Annotated in this window: 13 protein-coding genes; 9 read left to right on the forward strand and 4 right to left on the reverse strand. The window is 56.8% G+C overall.

Features of this window, described 5'->3' with window-relative positions; all coding sequences use genetic code 11:
• The first annotated feature begins 105 nt into the window (after window positions 1–105).
• The 7 genes from cmoM (at window position 106) to LAC65_RS05535 (ending at window position 10,765) form a co-directional block, all read left to right on the forward strand.
• Window positions 106–876 carry a tRNA uridine 5-oxyacetic acid(34) methyltransferase CmoM gene (gene cmoM, locus LAC65_RS05505; RefSeq protein ID WP_039383578.1) on the forward strand — a complete coding sequence of 257 codons (771 nt, stop codon included), beginning with the start codon at window positions 106–108 and terminating at the stop codon, window positions 874–876.
• An 11-nt stretch (window positions 877–887) separates the two neighbouring features.
• Entirely contained in the window at window positions 888–2,210 is a 1,323-nt protein-coding gene (mukF, locus tag LAC65_RS05510; RefSeq protein ID WP_039383581.1) for a chromosome partition protein MukF, read from the forward strand.
• Complete coding sequence (gene mukE, locus LAC65_RS05515; protein WP_039383583.1) at window positions 2,191–2,931, forward strand: chromosome partition protein MukE; 741 nt, start codon at window positions 2,191–2,193, stop codon at window positions 2,929–2,931. Before mukF ends, mukE begins: the two co-directional genes overlap by 20 nt.
• Window positions 2,928–7,394 carry a chromosome partition protein MukB gene (mukB, locus tag LAC65_RS05520; RefSeq protein ID WP_039383586.1) on the forward strand — a complete coding sequence of 1,489 codons (4,467 nt, stop codon included), beginning with the start codon at window positions 2,928–2,930 and terminating at the stop codon, window positions 7,392–7,394. The genes mukE and mukB overlap by 4 nt, the downstream gene beginning before the upstream one ends.
• Window positions 7,395–7,548: 154 nt before the next feature.
• The gene (ldtD, locus tag LAC65_RS05525; RefSeq protein ID WP_039383589.1) at window positions 7,549–9,360 is read left to right on the forward strand and encodes a L,D-transpeptidase; all 1,812 of its coding nucleotides are present in this window, start codon (window positions 7,549–7,551) and stop codon (window positions 9,358–9,360) included.
• Between the two features lie 187 nt (window positions 9,361–9,547).
• On the forward strand, window positions 9,548–10,099 hold the full coding sequence (gene mepK / locus LAC65_RS05530) for a peptidoglycan L,D-endopeptidase MepK (protein ID WP_039383591.1): 552 nt from the start codon (window positions 9,548–9,550) through the stop codon (window positions 10,097–10,099).
• A gap of 36 nt (window positions 10,100–10,135) precedes the next feature.
• Window positions 10,136–10,765, forward strand: coding sequence for an MBL fold metallo-hydrolase (locus LAC65_RS05535; RefSeq protein ID WP_039383592.1), 630 nt, complete (start codon window positions 10,136–10,138; stop codon window positions 10,763–10,765).
• A gap of 55 nt (window positions 10,766–10,820) precedes the next feature.
• On the opposite strand, the gene LAC65_RS05540 is transcribed toward LAC65_RS05535, so the two are convergent.
• The 4 genes from LAC65_RS05540 to pncB form a co-directional block, all read right to left on the reverse strand.
• A complete protein-coding gene (locus LAC65_RS05540) occupies window positions 10,821–12,011 on the reverse strand; it encodes an amino acid aminotransferase (protein ID WP_039383594.1) in 1,191 nt (396 codons plus the stop codon).
• Window positions 12,012–12,211: 200 nt separating this feature from the next.
• Complete coding sequence (gene ompC / locus LAC65_RS05545) at window positions 12,212–13,321, reverse strand: porin OmpC (protein ID WP_071668705.1); 1,110 nt, start codon at window positions 13,319–13,321, stop codon at window positions 12,212–12,214.
• 300 nt (window positions 13,322–13,621) lie between these two features.
• Window positions 13,622–15,022, reverse strand: coding sequence for an asparagine--tRNA ligase (asnS, locus tag LAC65_RS05550; RefSeq protein ID WP_039383599.1), 1,401 nt, complete (start codon window positions 15,020–15,022; stop codon window positions 13,622–13,624).
• A gap of 212 nt (window positions 15,023–15,234) precedes the next feature.
• Window positions 15,235–16,440: a nicotinate phosphoribosyltransferase gene (gene pncB, locus LAC65_RS05555; RefSeq protein ID WP_039385774.1), complete on the reverse strand. Its 1,206-nt coding sequence runs from the start codon at window positions 16,438–16,440 to the stop codon at window positions 15,235–15,237.
• Between the two features lie 270 nt (window positions 16,441–16,710).
• Here pncB and pepN point away from each other — a divergent pair, with 270 nt between their 5' ends.
• Entirely contained in the window at window positions 16,711–19,326 is a 2,616-nt protein-coding gene (gene pepN, locus LAC65_RS05560; RefSeq protein WP_039383602.1) for an aminopeptidase N, read from the forward strand.
• Window positions 19,327–19,507: 181 nt separating this feature from the next.
• Window positions 19,508–20,149 (forward strand): metal-binding protein ZinT, encoded by a 642-nt coding sequence (zinT, locus tag LAC65_RS05565; protein WP_039383604.1) that lies wholly within the window; start codon window positions 19,508–19,510, stop codon window positions 20,147–20,149.
• Window positions 20,150–20,172: the final 23 nt, after the last annotated feature.

Raw genomic sequence — 20,172 nt, forward strand, 5'->3', positions numbered from 1 at the left:
CTGAAAAAACAGCAGCCAGACAGTTACTGCAGCGTGAAAGGTTCATTCCTGGTGAGCCTGTGACAAAATAGCACAAGTTAACTGCCGCAAACCGGAGCGCACACCATGCAGGATCGTAATTTCGACGATCTGGCGGATAAATTCTCGCAAAACATTTACGGCACCCGCAAAGGGCTGGTGCGTCAGGCCATTCTGTGGGATGAGCTGGAGGCGCTGCTGCCGTCACTGCCTGCCGGACCGCTCTCTGTGCTGGATGCTGGCGGCGGCGTGGGGCAAATCTCCAGCGGACTCGCTGCCCGCGGGCATCAGGTCACGCTCTGCGATCTCTCCGGTGAAATGCTGAAACTGGCGGCGGACCACGCACGGGAAACCGGCGTCAGCCACAATATGCAGTTCCGGCAAGTCAGCGCTCAGCAGGTAGGCGAGCATTTGGATACGCCAGTCGATCTGGTATTGTTTCACGCGGTACTGGAGTGGGTGGCCGATCCGCTGGCCGTGCTGCAGGCGCTGTGGCAGACGCTGAAACCAGGCGGTGTGCTGTCGCTGATGTTTTACAACGCGCACGGGCTGACGTTTCGCACGCTTACGCTGGGTAATTTCGGCTACCTGCGCGCCAATATGACCAAACGCAAAAAGCGTACCCTGTCGCCCGATTTTCCGCGCGAACCGCAGGACGTCTATCAATGGCTGACGCAGTGCGGTTTTGTGATTGAGCAGCGCACCGGTGTTCGCGTGTTCAGTGATTACATGAAACCGCAGCCCGGTGCAGGTAAGAGCGTGGAAGAGATTATTGAAATGGAGCGGCGCTACTGTCGTCAGGAGCCCTTTTTAAGCTTAGGGCGTTATATCCATGTGACGGCGCGCAAACCCAGGTAAAAGGATCAACTATGAGCGATTTTTCCCAGACGGTGCCAGAACTGGTGGCCTGGGCACGCAAAAACGATTTCTCGCTTGCGCTGCCGGTAGAACGTCTGGCCTTTTTGCTGGCCATCGCTACCCTTAACGGTGAGCGCATGGACGGTGAAATGAGTGAAGGTGAGCTGACCGACGCCTTTCGTCACGTCAGCAAAGCGTTTGAACAGACGCATGAAACCGTACAGGTGCGTGCGAACAATGCGATTAACGACCTGGTACGGCAGCGGCTGCTTAACCGGTTTACCAGCGAGGTGTCTGAAGGGCACGCTATCTACCGCCTGACGCCGCTGGGAATTGGCATCACCGACTACTATATCCGCCAGCGCGAATTCTCCACGCTGCGCCTCTCAATGCAGCTCTCAATTGTGGGTCAGGAGCTGAAGCGCGCTGCTGACGCCGCTGAAGAAGATGGCGATGAATTTCACTGGCACCGCAACGTATTTGCTCCGCTGAAATATTCGGTTGCTGAGATTTTTGACAGCATCGATATGACGCAGCGCCTGATGGATGAGCAGCAGCAGACGGTAAAAAATGATATCGCCGCGCTGCTCAACAAAGACTGGCGCGCCGCGATCTCCAGCTGTGAACTGCTGCTCTCTGAGACCTCCGGCACGCTGCGTGAACTGCAGGATACGCTGGAAGCGGCGGGGGATAAGCTGCAGGCTAACCTGCTGCGCATTCAGGATGCCACGCTGAGCAGTCCCGATCTCGGTTTCGTCGACAAACTGGTTTATGACCTGCAGAACAAACTCGATCGCATTATCAGCTGGGGCCAGCAGGCGATTGATCTGTGGATCGGCTATGACCGTCATGTACACAAGTTTATCCGTACCGCGATTGATATGGATAAGAACCGGGTCTTTGCACAGCGGCTGCGTCAGTCGGTACAGAACTATTTTGATCAGCCGTGGATGCTGACTTACGCCAGCGCTGACCGCCTGCTCGATATGCGCGATGAAGAGATGACGCTGCGTAACGATGAGGTCATGGGCGAGCTTCCGCCGGAAATGGAGTATGAAGAGTTTAACGAGATCCGCGAGCAGCTGGCCGCCATGATTGAAGAGGCGCTGGCTGTGTATCGTCGCGAGCAAAAACCGCTGCACCTTGCCACCGTCATGCGCGAATACCTGGCGCAATATCCGCGCGCGCGCCATTTCGATCTGGCGCGTATCGTGATCGATCAGGCGGTGCGGCTGGGCGTTGCTGAAGCAGATTTAGCCGGTTTGCCAGCAGAATGGCAGACCATTAATGATTACGGAGCCAAGGTGCAGGCGCATGTCATCGACAAATATTGAACAAGTGATGCCGGTTAAACTGGCACTGGCGCTGGCCAATCCCCTTTTTCCGGCGCTCGACAGTCAGCTGCGCGCGGGCCGGCATATCGGTATCGAAGAGCTGGATAATCACGCTTTTCTGATGGACTACCAAACCTATCTTGAAGAGTTTTATGCCCGCTATAACGTGGAGCTGATCCGCGCGCCAGAAGGCTTTTTCTACCTGCGGCCGCGCTCAACCACGCTGATCCCACGCTCGGTGCTCTCTGAGCTGGATATGATGGTAGGCAAAATTCTCTGCTACCTCTATCTGAGCCCGGAGCGTCTGGCAAACGAGGGTATTTTTACCCAGCAGGAGCTCTATGATGAGCTGCTGTCGCTGGCGGATGAACACAAGCTGCTTAAGCTGGTCAATCAGCGCTCAACCGGTTCCGATCTCGATCGCACCCGCCTGCAGGAGAAGATGCGCGCCTCACTGAGCCGTCTGCGCCGCCTGGGAATGGTGTGGTTTATGGGTAATGACAGCAGCAAATTTCGCATTATGGAATCAGTCTTTCGCTTTGGTGCTGACGTGCGCAGCGGCGACGATCCGCGTGAGGCGCAGCTGCGTCTGATCCGCGTGGGTGAAGCGATGACACCCGAAGAGGCTGCCGTTTCTGCAACAGCCGATGAGGCGGAGCAGGAGAGTGAACATGCGGAGAGCAGTGATGCGACTGATAACGCGGAGGAGAAGCAGGTATGATTGAACGCGGTAAGTTTCGTTCGCTGACACTGATCAACTGGAATGGCTTTTTTGCCCGCACCTTTGATCTCGATGAACTGGTTACCACGCTTTCAGGCGGTAACGGTGCCGGTAAATCCACCACCATGGCCGCGTTTGTTACGGCGATGATCCCCGATTTAACCCTGCTGCACTTCCGTAATACCACGGAAGCAGGCGCCACGTCAGGCTCCCGCGATAAGGGTCTGCACGGTAAACTGCGCGCTGGCGTCTGCTATTCAGTGCTGGATGTCGTCAACTCACGCCATCAGCGCGTTGTGGTCGGGGTGCGTCTGCAGCAGGTGGCCGGGCGCGATAAGAAAGTGGATATTAAACCGTTCAGTATTCATGGCCTGCCCGCGGATGCGCTGCCCACTGACATGCTGACCGAGATCCTTAACAGCCGTCAGGCGCGTGTACTGCCGCTGACAGAGGTTAAAGATCGCGTTGAAGCACAGGAAGGCGTGCAGTTCCGCCAGTACAGCTCCATTACTGACTATCACGCCATGCTGTTTGAACTCGGCGTGGTGCCGCGTCGCCTGCGTTCAGCCAGCGATCGCAGTAAATTCTACCGGCTGATTGAGGCGTCGCTCTACGGCGGTATCTCCAGCGCCATCACCCGTTCGCTGCGCGACTATCTGCTGCCGGAAAACGGCGGCGTGCGTAAAGCGTTTCAGGATATGGAAGCGGCACTGCGTGAGAACCGCATGACGCTGGAAGCGATTCGCGTGACGCAGTCCGATCGCGATCTGTTCAAGCATCTGATCTCTGAGGCGACCAGCTACGTCTCAGCTGACTATATGCGTCATGCGAACGAACGGCGGGTACATCTGGACGGGGCGCTTCAGCTGCGCAATGAGCTGTTCAGCAGCCGCAACCAGCTGGTGTCGGAGCAGTATCGTCACGTGGAAATGGCGCGTGAGCTGGCTGAGCATAGCGCCGCTGAAAGCGATCTGGAGATTGATTATCAGGCGGCCAGCGATCATCTTAATCTGGTGCAGACCGCAATGCGCCAGCAGGAGAAAATCGCGCGTTATGATGCCGATCTTGAAGAGCTGAGCTACCGGCTGGAAGAGCAGAATGAGGTTGTAGCTGAAGCGCGTGAGATCCAGGAAGAGAATGAGGCGCGTGCCGAAGCCGCTGAAATTGAAGTGGATGAGCTGAAAAGTCAGCTGGCCGATTTCCAGCAGGCGCTGGATGTTCAGCAGACGCGCTCTATTCAGTATCAGCAGGCGCTGCAGGCACTGGAGAAAGCCCGTACGCGCTGCCAGCTGCCGGACCTGACGATTGATAACGCCGCTGACTGGCTGGAGACGTTCCAGGCACGCGACGAAGAGGCGACCAGCCAGCTGCTGCGGCTGGAGCAGAAACTGAGTATGGCGGAAGCCGCACACAGCCAGTTTGAGCAGGCGCTGGCGCTGGTAACCAGCATTGCCGGTGAGGTCAGCCGTCAGGACGCCTGGCAGGTGGGTCGCCAGCTGCTGCGCGACGCCGCGAATCAGCGTCACTATGCCGATCAGCTGGCGTCACTGCGGCTGCGTCTTAACGAATCAGAAGGTCGCCTGCGCGAGCAGCATGAGGCTGAACGCCTGCTGGCAGAGTTTTGCAAACGTCAGGGCCAGCACTATGAAGCAGACGCGCTGGAAGGGCTGCAGCGCGAGCTGGAAGCGCAGATTGAGCAGCTCAGCGCCAGCGTTGCCGATGCCGGTGAACAGCGCATGCAGATGCGTCAGGAGCTGGAACAGCTGCGCGAACGTATCGCAACGCTGACGGCACGCGCCCCGCACTGGCTGGCCGCTCAGGAGATCCTGACGCAGCTTAGCGAACAGACAGGTGAGCAGCTGAGCAGCAGTCAGCAGGTGACCGCCTTTATGCAGCAGCTGCTGGAGCGCGAGCGTGAAACCACCGTAGAGCGAGATGAAATTGCGGCGCGTAAACGCGACGTTGAGCAGCAGATTGAACGCCTCAGCCAGCCAGGCGGCGCAGAAGATGCGCGCCTCACGCAGCTGGCAGAGCGCTTTGGCGGTGTGCTGCTCTCCGAAATTTATGATGATGTCACGCTGGACGATGCCCCCTATTTTTCTGCGCTCTATGGACCTTCGCGCCACGCCATCGTGGTGCCGGATCTGGCGCTGATACGCGAACAGCTCGAAGGGCTGGAAGAGTGCCCGGAAGATCTCTATCTGATTGAGGGCGATCCGCAATCCTTTGATGACAGCGTCTTCAGCGTAGATGAGCTGGATAAAGCCGTCGTGGTCAAAGTCGCAGAGCGTCAGTGGCGCTATTCGCGTTTTCCTAAGGTGCCGCTGTTTGGCCGCGCCGCACGTGAAAATCAGCTTGAATTGCTGGGTATTGAACGTGACAGGCTGGCAGAACGTTATGCGACGCTCTCTTTTGACGTACAGAAAACGCAGCGTCTGCACCAGTCTTTCAGCCGCTTTATCGGCAGTCATCTGGCGGTAGCGTTTGATGAGGATCCGGAAGCGCAAATCCGCCAGCTTAACGGCCGGCGCAGTGAGCTGGAGCGCGGTCTGGCGCAGCATGAGAGTAATAATCAGCAGCAGCGTGCACAGTTTGAACAGGCGCGCGACGGCGTCGCCCAGCTTAACCGCCTGCTGCCTCGCGTTAACCTGCTGCTGGATGACACCCTGCCGGATCGCTGTGAAGAGATCCGTGAGCGGGTGGAAGAGGCGCAGGAGGCGGCGCGCTTCCTGCACCAGCACGGCAGCAAACTCAGCAAGCTGGAGTCGCTGGTGGCGGTGCTGCAGAACGATCCGCAGCAGCACGATCAGCTGCAGCGCGACTACCAGCAGGCGCAGGCGCAGCAGCTCAGCGCGCGCCAGCAGGCATTTGCGCTGACGGAGGTGGTACAGCGCCGCGCCCACTTCAGCTATGGCGATTCAGCCGGGATGCTGACCGGTAACAGCGATCTCTCTGATAAGCTACGGCAGCGCCTGGAGCAGGCTGAAGGCGAGCGCAGCCGCGCCCGTGAACGCCTGCGTGAACATCAGGCGCAGCTGACGCAGTACTCGCAGGTGCTGGCCTCGCTGCGCAGTTCGCACGATGCCAAACGCGACATGCTGAAAGAGCTGCAGCAGGAGATGCAGGATATCGGCGTTCACGCCGATGCCAGCGCGGAAGAGCGGGCGCGTATCCGGCGCGATGAACTCTATACCGCGCTCAGCCATAACCGGGCGCGGCGTAACCAGCTGGAGAAACAGCTGACGTTCTGCGAAGCAGAAATGGACAGCCTGCAGAAAAAGCTGCGTAAGCTGGAGCGCGATTATCGCATCCTGCGTGAGCAGGTGGTCAGTGCCAAGGCGGGCTGGTGCTCCGTACTGCGTCTGGTGAAAGACAACGGCGTGGAACGACGGCTGCACCGGCGCGAGCTGGCCTATATGAGCGGTGACGAACTGCGCTCAATGTCTGATAAAGCCCTGGGCGCGCTGCGCCTTGCGGTGGCGGATAATGAACATCTGCGTGATGTTCTGCGCATGTCGGAAGATCCCAAGCGCCCGGAGCGTAAAATTCAGTTCTTTATCGCCGTTTATCAGCATCTGCGCGAGCGTATCCGTCAGGATATTATCCGCACTGACGATCCGGTCGAGGCGATTGAGCAGATGGAGATTGAGCTGAACCGTCTGACCGAAGAGCTGACGGCGCGCGAGCAGACGCTGGCGATCAGCTCACGCAGTGCGGCCAATATTATTCGCAAGACTATTCAGCGCGAACAGAACCGCATCCGGCAGCTGAACCAGGGGCTGCAGACGGTGAGTTTTGGTCAGGTGAAGAGCGTACGGCTTAACGTCAACGTGCGTGAGACACACGCCACGCTGCTGGATACGCTCTCCGAAGAGCACGAACAGCATCAGGATCTCTTTACCAGTAACCGGCTGACATTCTCGGAAGCGCTGGCCAAACTTTATCAGCGTCTTAACCCGCAGATTGATATGGGCCAGCGTACGCCGCAGACCATCGGTGAGGAGCTGCTGGATTATCGCAACTATCTGGAAATGGAAGTTGAAGTAAATCGCGGCTCCGACGGCTGGCTGCGCGCGGAAAGCGGGGCGCTCTCAACCGGCGAGGCGATTGGTACCGGGATGTCAATTCTGGTGATGGTGGTGCAGAGCTGGGAAGAGGAGTCGCGTCGTCTGCGCGGCAAAGATATCTCACCGTGCCGTCTGCTGTTCCTTGATGAAGCGGCGCGTCTGGATGCCCGTTCAATCGCGACGCTGTTTGAACTCTGCGAGCGTCTGGAGATGCAGCTGGTGATCGCCGCGCCGGAAAATATCAGTCCGGAAAAAGGCACCACTTATAAACTGGTTCGTAAAGTATTTAACAATACGGAGCATGTGCACGTAGTGGGCCTGCGTGGTTTTTCCGCCGATCCGGCACCGGTAAAAACGGCGCAAAGCGAGCAGGGGCTGGAAACGCAAAATAGCTAAGCGCCTGACTGGTTAAACCGCGCAACCAGCGTTAATCTGTAAACGGCATTGGCCCTGAGAGGCGAATGCCGTTTTTTCTTTATATACTCATCATGAAAGTCAGGTTGTACGCAGCGCACAGGGCAGGCTGCGTCTCAGGTAACAGGGGGCAGGGATGTTGCTGAGTAAAACGTTCAGATTTAATCGCATGGCGCTGGTGTTTAGTGTCGTGCTGGCAGGCTTGCCACTGGCCGCGGGGCAGGCTGCACAAACCGCCAGCATGACAGCCGGCGGGCACGGCACCACGTCAGTGGCGGCCAGCCAGCAGCAGATCCTGCAGGCATTCAGCGCCAGCGATCGCCCTTTTTACCTGCCGGGTCTGGCGGGTCTTTATGCCGCGCGCGGAATGGCGCCGCTCTGGCAGGACCGCGATACGGTGCAGGCGTTTCAGCAGCAGCTGGCTGAGGTCGCGCTTTCAGGCGTGCAGCCACAGTTCAGCCGCTGGGTTGAGCGGCTGACCGATCCGGACATTAAAGGCTTTGCGCGCGACGTGGTGCTGAGCGATGCCATGCTGGGTTACCTGCAGTTTGTGGCGGGCGTACCGGCGCAGGGTGAAACCTGGCTTTATGGCAATGTGCCTTACAGGCTTACCATGCCGTCGCTGTCAGCAATCAATCAGTGGCAGAACGCGGTTAACGCTGGCGGCAGCCGCGCGTTTGTGGCCTCACTGCAGCCGCAGCATCCGCAGTATCAGCCGATGCATGCGGCGCTGAAGACGCTGCTGACGGATAATCGTCCCTGGCCGCAGCTGCGTGACAAAGCGACGCTGCGTCCGGGGCAGGTCAGCGATGATGTGCCGGCGCTGCGGGAAATTCTTCAGCGCACCGGTATGCTGACCGCATCTGACCACGCCACTACGCCTGCACCGGATGAAGATGCAGTGCCGGCGGGCGCCGTGCCGGTTGCTGAAAGCCAGCCGGTGGCAGTAAGTCCTTCCGCCACCAGCGTCACCGATCTTCCGGCCCCGACGCCGCAGCCGGCAGGAAATATACTGGCCGGATCGCCTTCTGCAGCCGGCAATATCTATGACACTGCGCTGGTTGAGGGCGTGAAGCGCTTTCAGCACTGGCAGGGGCTGGCGGATGACGGCGCAATTGGCCCGCGCACCCGCGAGTGGCTCAATGTCTCCCCGCAGATGCGCGCCTCACTGCTGGCGCTGAACATTCAGCGTCTGCGGCTGCTGCCGGATGATATGCATAACGGGATAATGGTGAATATTCCCAACTATTCGCTGACCTACTATAACAACGGCAGCACGGTGCTCTCATCGCGGGTTATTGTCGGACGGCCCGATCGCAAAACGCCGCTTATGCGCAGTGCGCTGAACAACGTGGTGCTCAATCCGCCGTGGAACGTGCCAACCACGCTGGTGCGTCAGGATATTGTGCCGAAGGTGAAACAGGATCCTGGTTATCTCTACCGGCACGGCTATACGCTGCTGTCAGGCTGGAGCGCTGACGCTGAAGTGATCGACCCGACGATGATCAACTGGCAGATGGTTTCTGCTGCCAGCTTCCCGTATCGCATCCGTCAGGCACCGGGCGCCACCAATTCATTGGGACGTTATAAGTTTAATATGCCCAGTTCAGACGCCATCTATCTGCACGATACGCCAAACCACGGCCTGTTTCAGCGCGATATTCGCGCACTCAGCTCCGGCTGCGTACGCGTAAATAAAGCCTCCGATCTGGCTAACCTGCTGCTGCAGGATGCTGGCTGGAACGACAGCCGTATTTCCAGCACGCTGAAGCAGGGTGACACGCGCTATGTGCCGATTCGGCATCGTATCCCGGTCAATCTGTACTATCTGACCGCCTGGGTCAGCGATGACGGGCAGGCGCAATATCGTACAGATATTTACAATTATGATAATACGGCGCGCTCCGGCAGCCAGGTGCTGGCCCGGGCAGGACAGCTCCTGCTGTAGCGTGCTGATTTTCGCCAGATTGTTGATAAGCGAAACGCCCCTGAAACCCGGCCAGAAATTTGCTTCTGGTCGGGTTTTGCACATTCTGAGACAGATTCCGGGTTGACTGATATCCATGCTGCCGTTACTGTGCGGCCTTGTGTACTTTTTACACATTCAATGTGTTTTATTCAGGTAACCTCGTTTCATGGCTAATATCGATTCTCAGCGCCGCCGCTTACTGCTGCTTGGCGGCGCAGCAGCAGGCCTCTCCCTGCTCCCCGGCTCAGCGCTGGCCTCTGTGTCGACCTCACGTCCGCGTATTCTGACGCTCAGCAACATGCATACCGGTGAAACCCTCAAAACCGAGTTTTTCAACGGTAAAAGCTACGATCGCGACGAACTGGCGCGTCTTAATCACTTTTTCCGCGACTACCGCGCAAATAAAGTGAAAAGCATCGATCCCCATCTGTTTGATCAGCTCTACCGCCTGCAGGCGCTGCTGGATACCCGTAAACCGGTACAGCTCATCTCAGGTTATCGTACGCTGTCGACCAACAACATGCTGCGCGAATCGGGCCCTGGCGTGGCGAAGCATAGCTATCACACCAAAGGCCAGGCGATGGATTTCCATATTGAGGGCATTGCCCTGAGTAACGTGCGTAAAGCGGCGTTATCTATGCGCGCGGGTGGTGTAGGATATTATCCACGCAGCAACTTCGTACACATAGATACCGGGCCTGCAAGGCACTGGTCCTGATGCCGGCAGCGCTGCGTGTGCCGGTCATGGAGCGTTATGAATTATCACATTATTCCGGTTACCGCCTTTTCGCAAAACTGTTCAGCTATCTGGGATGAAGAGACGGGCATTGCAGCCCTGGTCGATCCTGGCGGCGATGCGGAAACCATCAAAGCGGCGCTGGCGGAGCGCGGCCTGAAGCCGTCGCAGATTTTGCTGACGCACGGCCACCTCGACCATGCCGGCGCGGCGGCTGAGCTGGCGGCCCATTTCCAGATACCGGTGACCGGCCCGCATCAGCTGGACAAAGTCTGGCTCGATAATCTGCCCACGCAGAGCCGGATGTTTGGGCTGCCGGAGTGTGCACCGCTGACGCCGGATCGCTGGCTGGAAGAGGGTGATGTGGTAGAGCTGGGCAACGTGGCGCTGGAGGTGCTGCACTGTCCGGGTCATACCCCGGGGCACATTGTCTTTTTCGATCGCGCCGGAAAGCTGCTTATCTCAGGAGACGTGATCTTTAGCGGCGGCGTCGGGCGCACCGACTTCCCGCAGGGCAGCCACAGCGATCTGATCAACGCCATCAAAACCAAACTGCTGCCGCTGGGCGACGACATTGCGTTTGTACCCGGGCACGGGCCGGTATCCACGCTGGGACGTGAGCGTCTGACCAATCCTTTCCTGCAGTAGCCATAAAAAAAGCGGCGGGTGAGAGCCTCACCCGCCGCCTGTTCACGCATTTCGCTTAGAGTACTGCGACTATCGCTTCACACAGCGCCGACATATTATCCGGCGTCATGCCTGCCACGTTAACGCGACCTGAGTTTACCGCGTACACGCCGAATTCATCACGCAGACGCACGACCTGATCTTTGGTCAGGCCGCTGAATGAGAACATGCCGTTCTGTTTGATGATGAAGCTGAAATCCTGGCGCGCGCCTTTTTCTGCCAGCGTGTTCACAAACAGCTGACGCATACGCTGAATACGCTGACGCATATCGGTCAGCTCCTGTACCCAGATAGTCCGCAGCGCCTCATTGCTGAGGATAGTGGCGACAACGGCAGCGCCGTGCGACGGCGGATTGGAGTAGTTGGCACGGATGCTGTATTTCACCTGGCTGAACGCGGTTTTAGCCGCGTCGCTGCTGGCCGCTACCAGCGTCAGGGCGCCGACGCGCTCGTTATAGAGACCAAAGTTCTTAGAGTAGGAGCTGGCAACCAGCAGCTCCTGGTGGGCTGCGGCAAAAATGCGCAGGCCTTCAGCATCTTCGTCCAGACCGCGTGCAAAACCCTGATAGGCGAAGTCAAACAGCGGCAGCCAGCCCTTTTCCTGTGACAGCGTTGCGAGCTGTTGCCACTGCTCGCGCGTCGGGTCGATGCCGGTCGGGTTATGGCAGCAGCCGTGGAACAGCACCACGTCGCCCGCCTGCGCCTGCTGCAGCGCTGCCAGCATGCCGTCGAAATCGAGCGTGTGGTTTGCGGCGTCGTAGTACTGATATTCACACACCTCGAGGCCGGCAGCGTTAAACACGTTTTTATGGTTTGGCCAGCTTGGATTGCTTATCCAGACGCGTTTAACGCTGGTCTGCGTGGCGAGAAAATCCGCCGCCACGCGCAGGGCACCGGTGCCGCCTGGCGTCTGCGCCGTGCAGGCGCGGCCTGCGGCGATAAGCGGGCTGTCGTTGCCAAACAGCAGCGCCTGAGTGCAGCGGGCAAAATCGGGCAGGCCGTCAATGCTCAGATAGTTTTTGGTCGTCTCATTTTCCAGCAGGTACTGCTCAGCTTTTTTCACGCTGGTCAGCACCGGCGTTTTTCCGGTTTCATCTTTGTATACGCCAATGCCCAGATTAATTTTATGCGGACGGTCATCAGCGCGAAACAGATCGGCCAGCCCCAGAATAGGGTCGGCAGGTGCGGCAGAGATAGATTCAAACATGAGTCAGTTCCGTTTGGGTGAACTTTAGCGAAATGAGCTATCAGGTTAACGTCAGACGCGAGGCTTGCCAACCGGCCATCTCAAAAAGAATTGTGCCGGTGGCGGATATAAGCACTGCTAATTGCGAGGTAGATCACTGAAAAGAAAAACGGAGCCATCAGGCTCCGTTTTACGTGGTTAAACCGTGCTGATTCGCAGAATCAGAACTGGTAAACCAGGCCTACGCCAACGGTGTCATCAGTAGTGATGCCAGCTGCGCGGGTAAAGTCGTTGTCATCCATCAGGTTGATCTGGTAGTCAACATAGGTAGACATGTTTTTGTTGAAGTAGTAATAAGTACCCACTGAAACGTACTTATACAGGTCCTGATCGCCCCAGGTCTCGATATCCTTGCCTTTAGACTGGACGTAAGCCAGGGATGGACGCAGACCGAAGTCGAACTGGTACTGAGCAACGGCTTCAAACTTCTGCTCTTTGTTTACTGCACCAGCAAGGGCCGGGGTCGCGCCGTTAGCAGCAGTGCTGATCCAGGTTGAGTTACGGCTCTCACCGTACATCGCAGCCAGGTACACGTTGTTCGCGTCATATTTCAGCGCGGTTGACCAGGCGTCAGCTTTCTCGCTGCCGTTACCGTAGAAGTTAGCCTGCTGGCCGTTGGTACGGTCAGAAGAGGTGTACGCAGCAGAGATGCCTACGCCGATCTCAGAGGTATAGGTTAAAGAAGTACCCCAGCCGTCGCCGTTTGCGCGATCTGCGCTACGGCCATTGGCGGACTCTTCGTTTTTGCCCTGATACTGAGCAGCGAACGCCAGGCCATCAACCAGACCAAAGAAGTTGCTGTTGCGGTAGGTCGCCAGACCGTTAGAACGACCCAGCATAAAGTTGTCAGAACGGCCAGAGTCGCCGCCGAATACTGGCAGAACGTCGGTCCACGCCAGTGGATCGTAGCCTACGCCGTAGTTACGACCGTAGTCGAATGAGCCGTAGTCGCCAAATTTCAGACCGGCAAAGCCCAGACGGGTTTTGGAACCTTCAGTACCCTGAGATTCAGCAACGTTTGCCTGGATGTTGTATTCCCACTGGCCGTAGCCGGTCAGCTGGTCGGTAATCTGCGTTTCACCCTTGAAACCAAAGCGCACATAAGAGGCGTCGCCATCGTTGCCAGCGTCGTCAGAGAATGTGTGGCGTGCGTCAACTTTTCCGTAGAGGTCCAGTTTGTTGCCATCTTTGTTATAGATTTCTGCTGCATTTGCTGCACCGGCAGCTAACAGAGCAGGGATAACCACTGCAAGAATGTTGCGCTTCATCATTATTTATTACCCTCATTGGAGTTATCTGGACACCTGCCACTGCCGTCAGGAAAACTTTACAGGAACCCTGAAAGAAGTTTGGTGTCTCATATGTCTGCACGCATCTTTTCACTCCGCAGTTGCTATTTCTAGCCCGAAAATGATTCAAATCTCCTAATTGAGTATCAAAAAGAAAAATTGTGTGACAATTTGTAATAATTACGGAACTTTGTGAGATATCTCAAGATTTACAAAAATAAAAAAAGGCCGGCAGTGCCGACCTCGGTATATATATGAATTTCTTATATTTAATTGCAGAAATCAGAAATTAGCGTTGCGCGGGGTACGCGGGAAGGGGATAACGTCCCTTACATTTTGTACGCCGGTGACATAGGCGATCAAACGTTCAAACCCTAAACCAAAGCCGGCGTGCGGTACGGTGCCGTAACGACGCAGGTCGCGATACCACCAGTAATCCTCTTTATTCAGCCCCATCTCTGCCAGACGGGCATCCAGCACATCCAGCCGCTCTTCACGCTGCGATCCACCAATGATTTCACCAATGCCCGGTGCCAGCACGTCCATTGCCGCTACGGTTTTACCGTCATCATTCATACGCATGTAGAACGCTTTAATATCTTTCGGGTAGTTCTTCACCACCACCGGCGCCTTGAAGTGTTTTTCGGCCAGATAGCGCTCATGTTCAGAAGAGAGATCCACACCCCATGCAATCGGGTTTTCAAAGCTCTGGCCGCTTTTCAGCAATATGTCAACTGCGTCGGTATAGTCTACCTGTGCAAAATCGGTGGTAACAAAACGCTCAAGGCGCGCAATGGCATCTTTATCCACGCGCTCGGCGAAGAACGCCATGTCATCGGCACGTTCATTCAGTACAGCTTTGAAGACATATTTCAGCATCGCTTCAGCCAGCGCTGCGGCGTCATCCAGCGTGGCAAACGCCACTTCCGGCTCCAGCATCCAGAATTCCGCCAGGTGACGGCTGGTGTTGGAGTTTTCCGCACGGAACGTTGGGCCAAAGGTGTAGACTTTTGACAACGCACAGGCATACGTTTCAGCATTCAGCTGGCCTGATACGGTCAGGAACGCCTCTTTACCGAAGAAATCTTTGTCATAATCCACTTTACCCTGCGGATCGCGCGGCAGGTTTTCCATATCGAGCGTCGATACGCGGAACATTTCGCCTGCGCCTTCCGTATCTGATGCGGTGATCAGCGGCGTGGAAACCCAGAAATAGCCGTTCTCATGGAAAAAGCGATGCAGCGCCTGCGCCAGGGTATGACGCACGCGCGCGACGGCGCCAACCAGATTAGTACGCGGGCGCAGGTGAGCCACTTCGCGCAGATACTCGATGCTGTGACGTTTGGCAGCCATCGGGTAAGTGTCAGGATCGTCAACCCAGCCGGTCACTTCAACACGGGTGGCCTGCAGCTCAAATGCCTGGCCCTGGCCCGGTGATTCCACTACGGTGCCGGTAACAATGACCGAGCAGCCGGTGGTCAGACGCAGCACTTCATCCTGATAATTATTCAGAGAATTATTGACGACAGCCTGAACGGGATTAAAGCAGGAGCCGTCATAAACGGCGATAAAGGAAAGACCGGCTTTGGAATCTCTTCGGGTACGCACCCAGCCGCGTACGGTGACTTCACTGTCAACCGCGACCCGGCCGTGCAGTACATCCGCTACAGGCACTACGCTCATAAAAATCTCTCTATATATAGATGAAATAACGGGTGTCCCGTCGCATCTCGCTATCGTCACAGGTGACGTACGGTGCTGACAGAAACAGCCAATTCTCCCACGTTCAGGGGTGTTGCTATGTTACTTGCGAGCCATCAGGAAACAAGCAAAATTGCGGGAAGTGAGTGATTTTAATGGCGGCGGGCAGGGGAGTGAACCCCGCCCGGGGCAGGTCAGCTGGCGCGTTTAACCAGCGGCAGGTCAAATGCTTTGCGCAGTGCACGCACAAAGGCTTTATCCTGACAAATCGTTTTACCCGGACTGTCAGAGAGTTTAGCGACCGGTTTGCCATTGCAGCTGACCAGTTTAATCACGATGTTAAGCGGCGTTACGCCCGGAATGTCGCAGGTCAGGCGCGTGCCAATACCAAACACCACGTTGGCACGCTGACCAAAGTGACGATAGAGCGCCAGCGCTTTATCCAGGTTGAGATTGTCAGAGAACACCAGCGTTTTGCTGCGCGGATCGATACCGAGCCGCTCATAGTGCGCAACGGCTTTCTCGCCCCACTCAACCGGATCGCCGGAGTCGTGGCGCAGTCCCTGATAGCGATGGGCAAAGCCGGGACCAAAATCGCGCAAAAAGGCGTCCATGGTGATGCAGTCCGTGAGCGCAATGCCCAGCTGGTTATCATACTCATCCAGCCACGACTGCAGCGCCGCGCGCTGGCTGTTGGCCAGCACCGGGCTGATCTGCTGATGCGCCTGAAACCACTCATGGGCCTGGGTGCCGACCGGCGTCAGCTGCAGACGACGCGCCAGATCGTAATTACTGGTGCCCACCAGCCACGGAAACTCCGCTTTCAGCGTACTGACAATCGCTTCCTGCACCTCCTGTGAATAGCGGCGGCGCGTGCCGAAATCCATCAGCTGAAAGCGCGACATATCGAGATCGGCAACCTGCGTCTGAAAGGCTGAAAGTTTTTGCTGCAGATGCGCGACCGCCTGCTCTGCGGCGATCTGCGGCGTGCGGTGGCGATGTACCACTTCACTGATCAGCGCCAGCAGCGGCACTTCCCACAGAATGACCTCACGCCACGGGCCGCGGATCTGGATGCGCAGCTGGCCCCGCTCGTCCCGTACCTCAACCTGCGCCGGATTGAAGCGAAAGGCGCGTAGCCAGGTCAGATAGTCGTGCTGGAAAAAAGGCAGGTTACTGAGCCAGGCAAACTCATCGTCGCTCAGGGTCAGATCTTGCAAAGTATCAATTTGCGCGCGAATCTCGCTGGCATACCGGCCAAGCTGTTCATCGCTGCGACAGCGAAATTCTGCGGTAACCGGGACATCGTAGTAACGATGATATACGGCCTGCTGCATATGAAGCTTGTACGCATCGGTATCAAGCAGCGTGGTCAAAATCGGGGAAGCGTGTCCAGTCATGGTGCGTTTCAGCATCCTCTTCCGCGGAGCAGAGCCCGGTGTTTAACAAAATCCTAAAGACGCAGGAGTATAAAACAGTAATCTCTGCGATCACACCACATTTGCAGGTGGCGGGTCGAGGGGCAATTGTGCCATTGTTACTGAATTGTAGCCTTTTCTGCGCCAGCGCGCATTGCGCATGGCAACTCGCCGTCAGGCCGCTTAGACTTTGAGATATTTGCGCCACCGCAACAGGATGGCCTCAACATAACAACGATGCGAGAAGGATATATGACGCAACAGCCGCACATTAAATATCGCCACGACTACCGGGCGCCTGATTACACCATTACGGATATCGACCTGACGTTTGATCTGGATGCAACAGAAACACGCGTAACAGCCATCAGTCAGGTCAAACGTCTCGGCGCAGCAGACGCCGATCTGCATCTTGATGGTGAAGCGTTAACGCTGGTTGAGCTGACGGTAGATGGCGCGCCCTGGCCGCACTATCGCGAAGAGGCGGGGGCGCTGATCCTCAGTCAGCTGCCTGACAACTTCACGCTGCGCATTGTAAACCTGATCCATCCGGCTAAAAACAGCGCGCTGGAAGGGCTGTATCAGTCGGGCGAGGCGCTCTGCACCCAGTGTGAGGCGGAGGGTTTCCGGCACATCACCTGGTACCTGGATCGTCCTGACGTTCTGGCGCGCTTTACCACCACGCTCCGGGCCGACCCGGTGCGCTACCCGTATCTGCTCTCCAACGGTAACAAGCTAAAGAGCGGCGAGCTGGACGACGGGCGTCACTGGGTGACGTGGCAGGATCCGTTCCCGAAACCCTGCTATCTGTTTGCGCTGGTGGCAGGTGATTTTGATGTGCTGCGCGACAGTTTTACCACCCGTTCAGGGCGCGACGTCGCGCTGGAGATCTTTGTTGACCGCGGTAATCTCGATCGTGCCGACTGGGCAATGACCTCGCTGAAAGCCAGCATGAAGTGGGATGAAGAGCGTTTTGGTCTCGAATATGACCTCGATATCTTTATGATTGTCGCCGTGGATTTCTTCAATATGGGCGCGATGGAGAACAAAGGCCTCAACGTCTTTAACTCCAAATATGTGCTGGCAAAAGCGGAAACCGCGACGGATAAAGATTATCTCGGCATCGAGGCGGTGATCGGCCATGAATATTTCCATAACTGGACCGGTAACCGCGTCACCTGTCGCGACTGGTTTCAGCTCAGCCTGAAAGAGGGTCTGACGGTATTCCGCGATCAGGAGTTCAGCTCCGATCTCGGCTCCCGCGCGGTGAATCGTATTGATAACGTGCGGGTGATGCGCGGTGCGCAGTTTGCCGAAGATGCCAGCCCGATGGCGCACCCGATCCGGCCGGATCAGGTTATAGAGATGAATAACTTCTATACCCTGACGGTGTACGAGAAGGGATCGGAAGTGATCCGCATGATGCACACGCTGCTGGGTGAAGAGAAGTTTCAGCAGGGCATGCAGTGCTACTTTGAACGTCACGACGGCAGTGCGGCAACCTGCGACGATTTTGTCCAGGCGATGGAAGATGCCTCTGGCGTCGATTTAACCCAGTTCCGTCGCTGGTACAGCCAGTCAGGCACGCCGGTCGTGAGCGTGCGCGATGACTATAATCCGGAGCTGGAGCAGTATACCCTGCACGTGACCCAGCATACGCCGCCAACCGCAGATGGTCAGGAGAAGCTGCCGCTGCACATTCCGCTGGATATCGAACTCTACGATAATGAAGGCAAAGTGATCCCCCTGCAGCATAACGGCCAGCCGGTACATCACGTGCTGAACGTGACGCAGGCGTTCCAGACGTTTGTCTTTGATAACGTCTATTTTCAGCCGGTGCCGTCACTGCTGCGTGAATTCTCTGCACCGGTAAAACTCGATTATAAGTGGAGCGACGCACAGCTCACCTTCCTGATGCGTCACGCGAGCAATGAGTTTTCCCGCTGGGATGCGGCGCAGAGTCTGCTCGCAACCTATATTCGTCTCAACGTCGCGCGCTACCAGCAGGGCCAGCCGCTGTCGCTGCCTCTGCACGTTGCTGACGCTTTCCGGGCGGTGCTGCTGGATGAGCAGGGCGATCCGGCGCTGATGGCGCTGATCCTGACCCTGCCATCAGAAAATGAGATAGCAGAGCTGTTCGACATCATCGATCCACAGGCGATTGCCGCCGTACGCCATGCGCTGATGCGCACGCTGGCAAACGAGCTGAACGACGAGTGCTATGCGCTCTATCTGGCCAGCCAGAGCAGCGAATATCGCGTTGATCATGCGGAAATTGGCCGGCGCGCGCTGAAGAATGTCTGCCTGAGCTATCTGGCTCTGGGGGATACGACGCAGGCCGATCGTCTGGTTCAGGCGCAGTATGCGCACGCCACGAATATGACTGATGCGCTGGCGGCGCTCTCGGCAGCGGTGATGGCACAGCTGCCGTGCCGCGACGCGCTGCTGGCCGCCTGGGATGAGCGCTGGCATCAGGACGGTCTGGTCATGGATAAATGGTTTATGCTGCAGGCGACCAGCCCGGCGCCAGAAGTGTTACGCAATGTGCGTGCGCTGCTGAACCATCGCTCCTTCACCATGGGTAACCCTAACCGCATCCGGGCGCTGATTGGCGCATTCGCGGCGGGTAACCCGGCGGCGTTTCACGCGCAGGATGGCAGCGGTTATCAGTTCCTGGTTGAGATGCTGACCGATCTCAATACGCGTAACCCGCAGGTGGCCGCGCGCATGATTGAACCCCTGATCCGCCTGAAGCGCTATGATGCAGGACGTCAGGCGTTAATGCGTCAGGCACTGCAGCAGCTAAAGGGGCTGGATAATCTTTCCGGCGATCTCTATGAGAAAATCACCAAAGCGCTGAACGCGTAATCCTCCGCAACCGCAACCGTCACCGGTTGCGGCTGCCCTTTTGCGGCCATGCGGATACTACAGTATGGCGCGCCAAACCTTCTCATAAATCACCACTTTGGCCGCTAATCCGGCAGGGTGCGTTACGCTGACTTATATGTTATGTTATAACATCAATAAAACAAGGCGTGAGTATATCAAGATGAAAGTAGCGTACTGGACACTATTTCTGGGGCTGGCCTGCAGTTCAACGGTATTTGCACACGGCGGTCATTCGCACGGTGCTCCACTGAGTGAAAAAGAGGTGCGCGCGGCCAGCGGCATCTTTGCCGATGACGATGTGAAAGATCGGCCGCTTTCCGACTGGGAAGGGGTATGGCAGTCCGTTTATCCCTATGCCAGAGATGGCTCACTGGATCCGGTATTTCAAAAAAAAGCGGCAGCCGATAAAACGCGCTCGTTCAGCGACATTAAACAGTACTATCTCACCGGCTATGCCAGCGATATTACTGACATCGGCATTGAAAACGACGTGATGGAATTTACCGAAAAAGGCGCGGTCAGCAGCTGTAAATATGCCTATAAAGGTTACAAGGTGCTCAACTACGTTTCCGGTAAAAGAGGGGTGCGTTATCTGTTTGAATGCACTGATAAAGCCAGTAAAGCGCCGCACTTTGTACAGTTCAGCGATCACATTATCAGCCCGCGTAAGTCATCCCACTTTCATATCTTTACGGGTAATGTCTCGCAGGCTGCGCTGTTTGATGAACTGGAAAACTGGCCCACGTTCTTCCCTTACCAGCTAAGTAAAGCGCAGGTGGTGGATGACCTGCTGCATCACTGATGCACAGCCCGCTGGCGGACAGA

It is taken from the genome of Pantoea eucrina, from assembly GCF_020079945.1.
GTDB classification, from domain to species: domain Bacteria; phylum Pseudomonadota; class Gammaproteobacteria; order Enterobacterales; family Enterobacteriaceae; genus Pantoea; species Pantoea eucrina.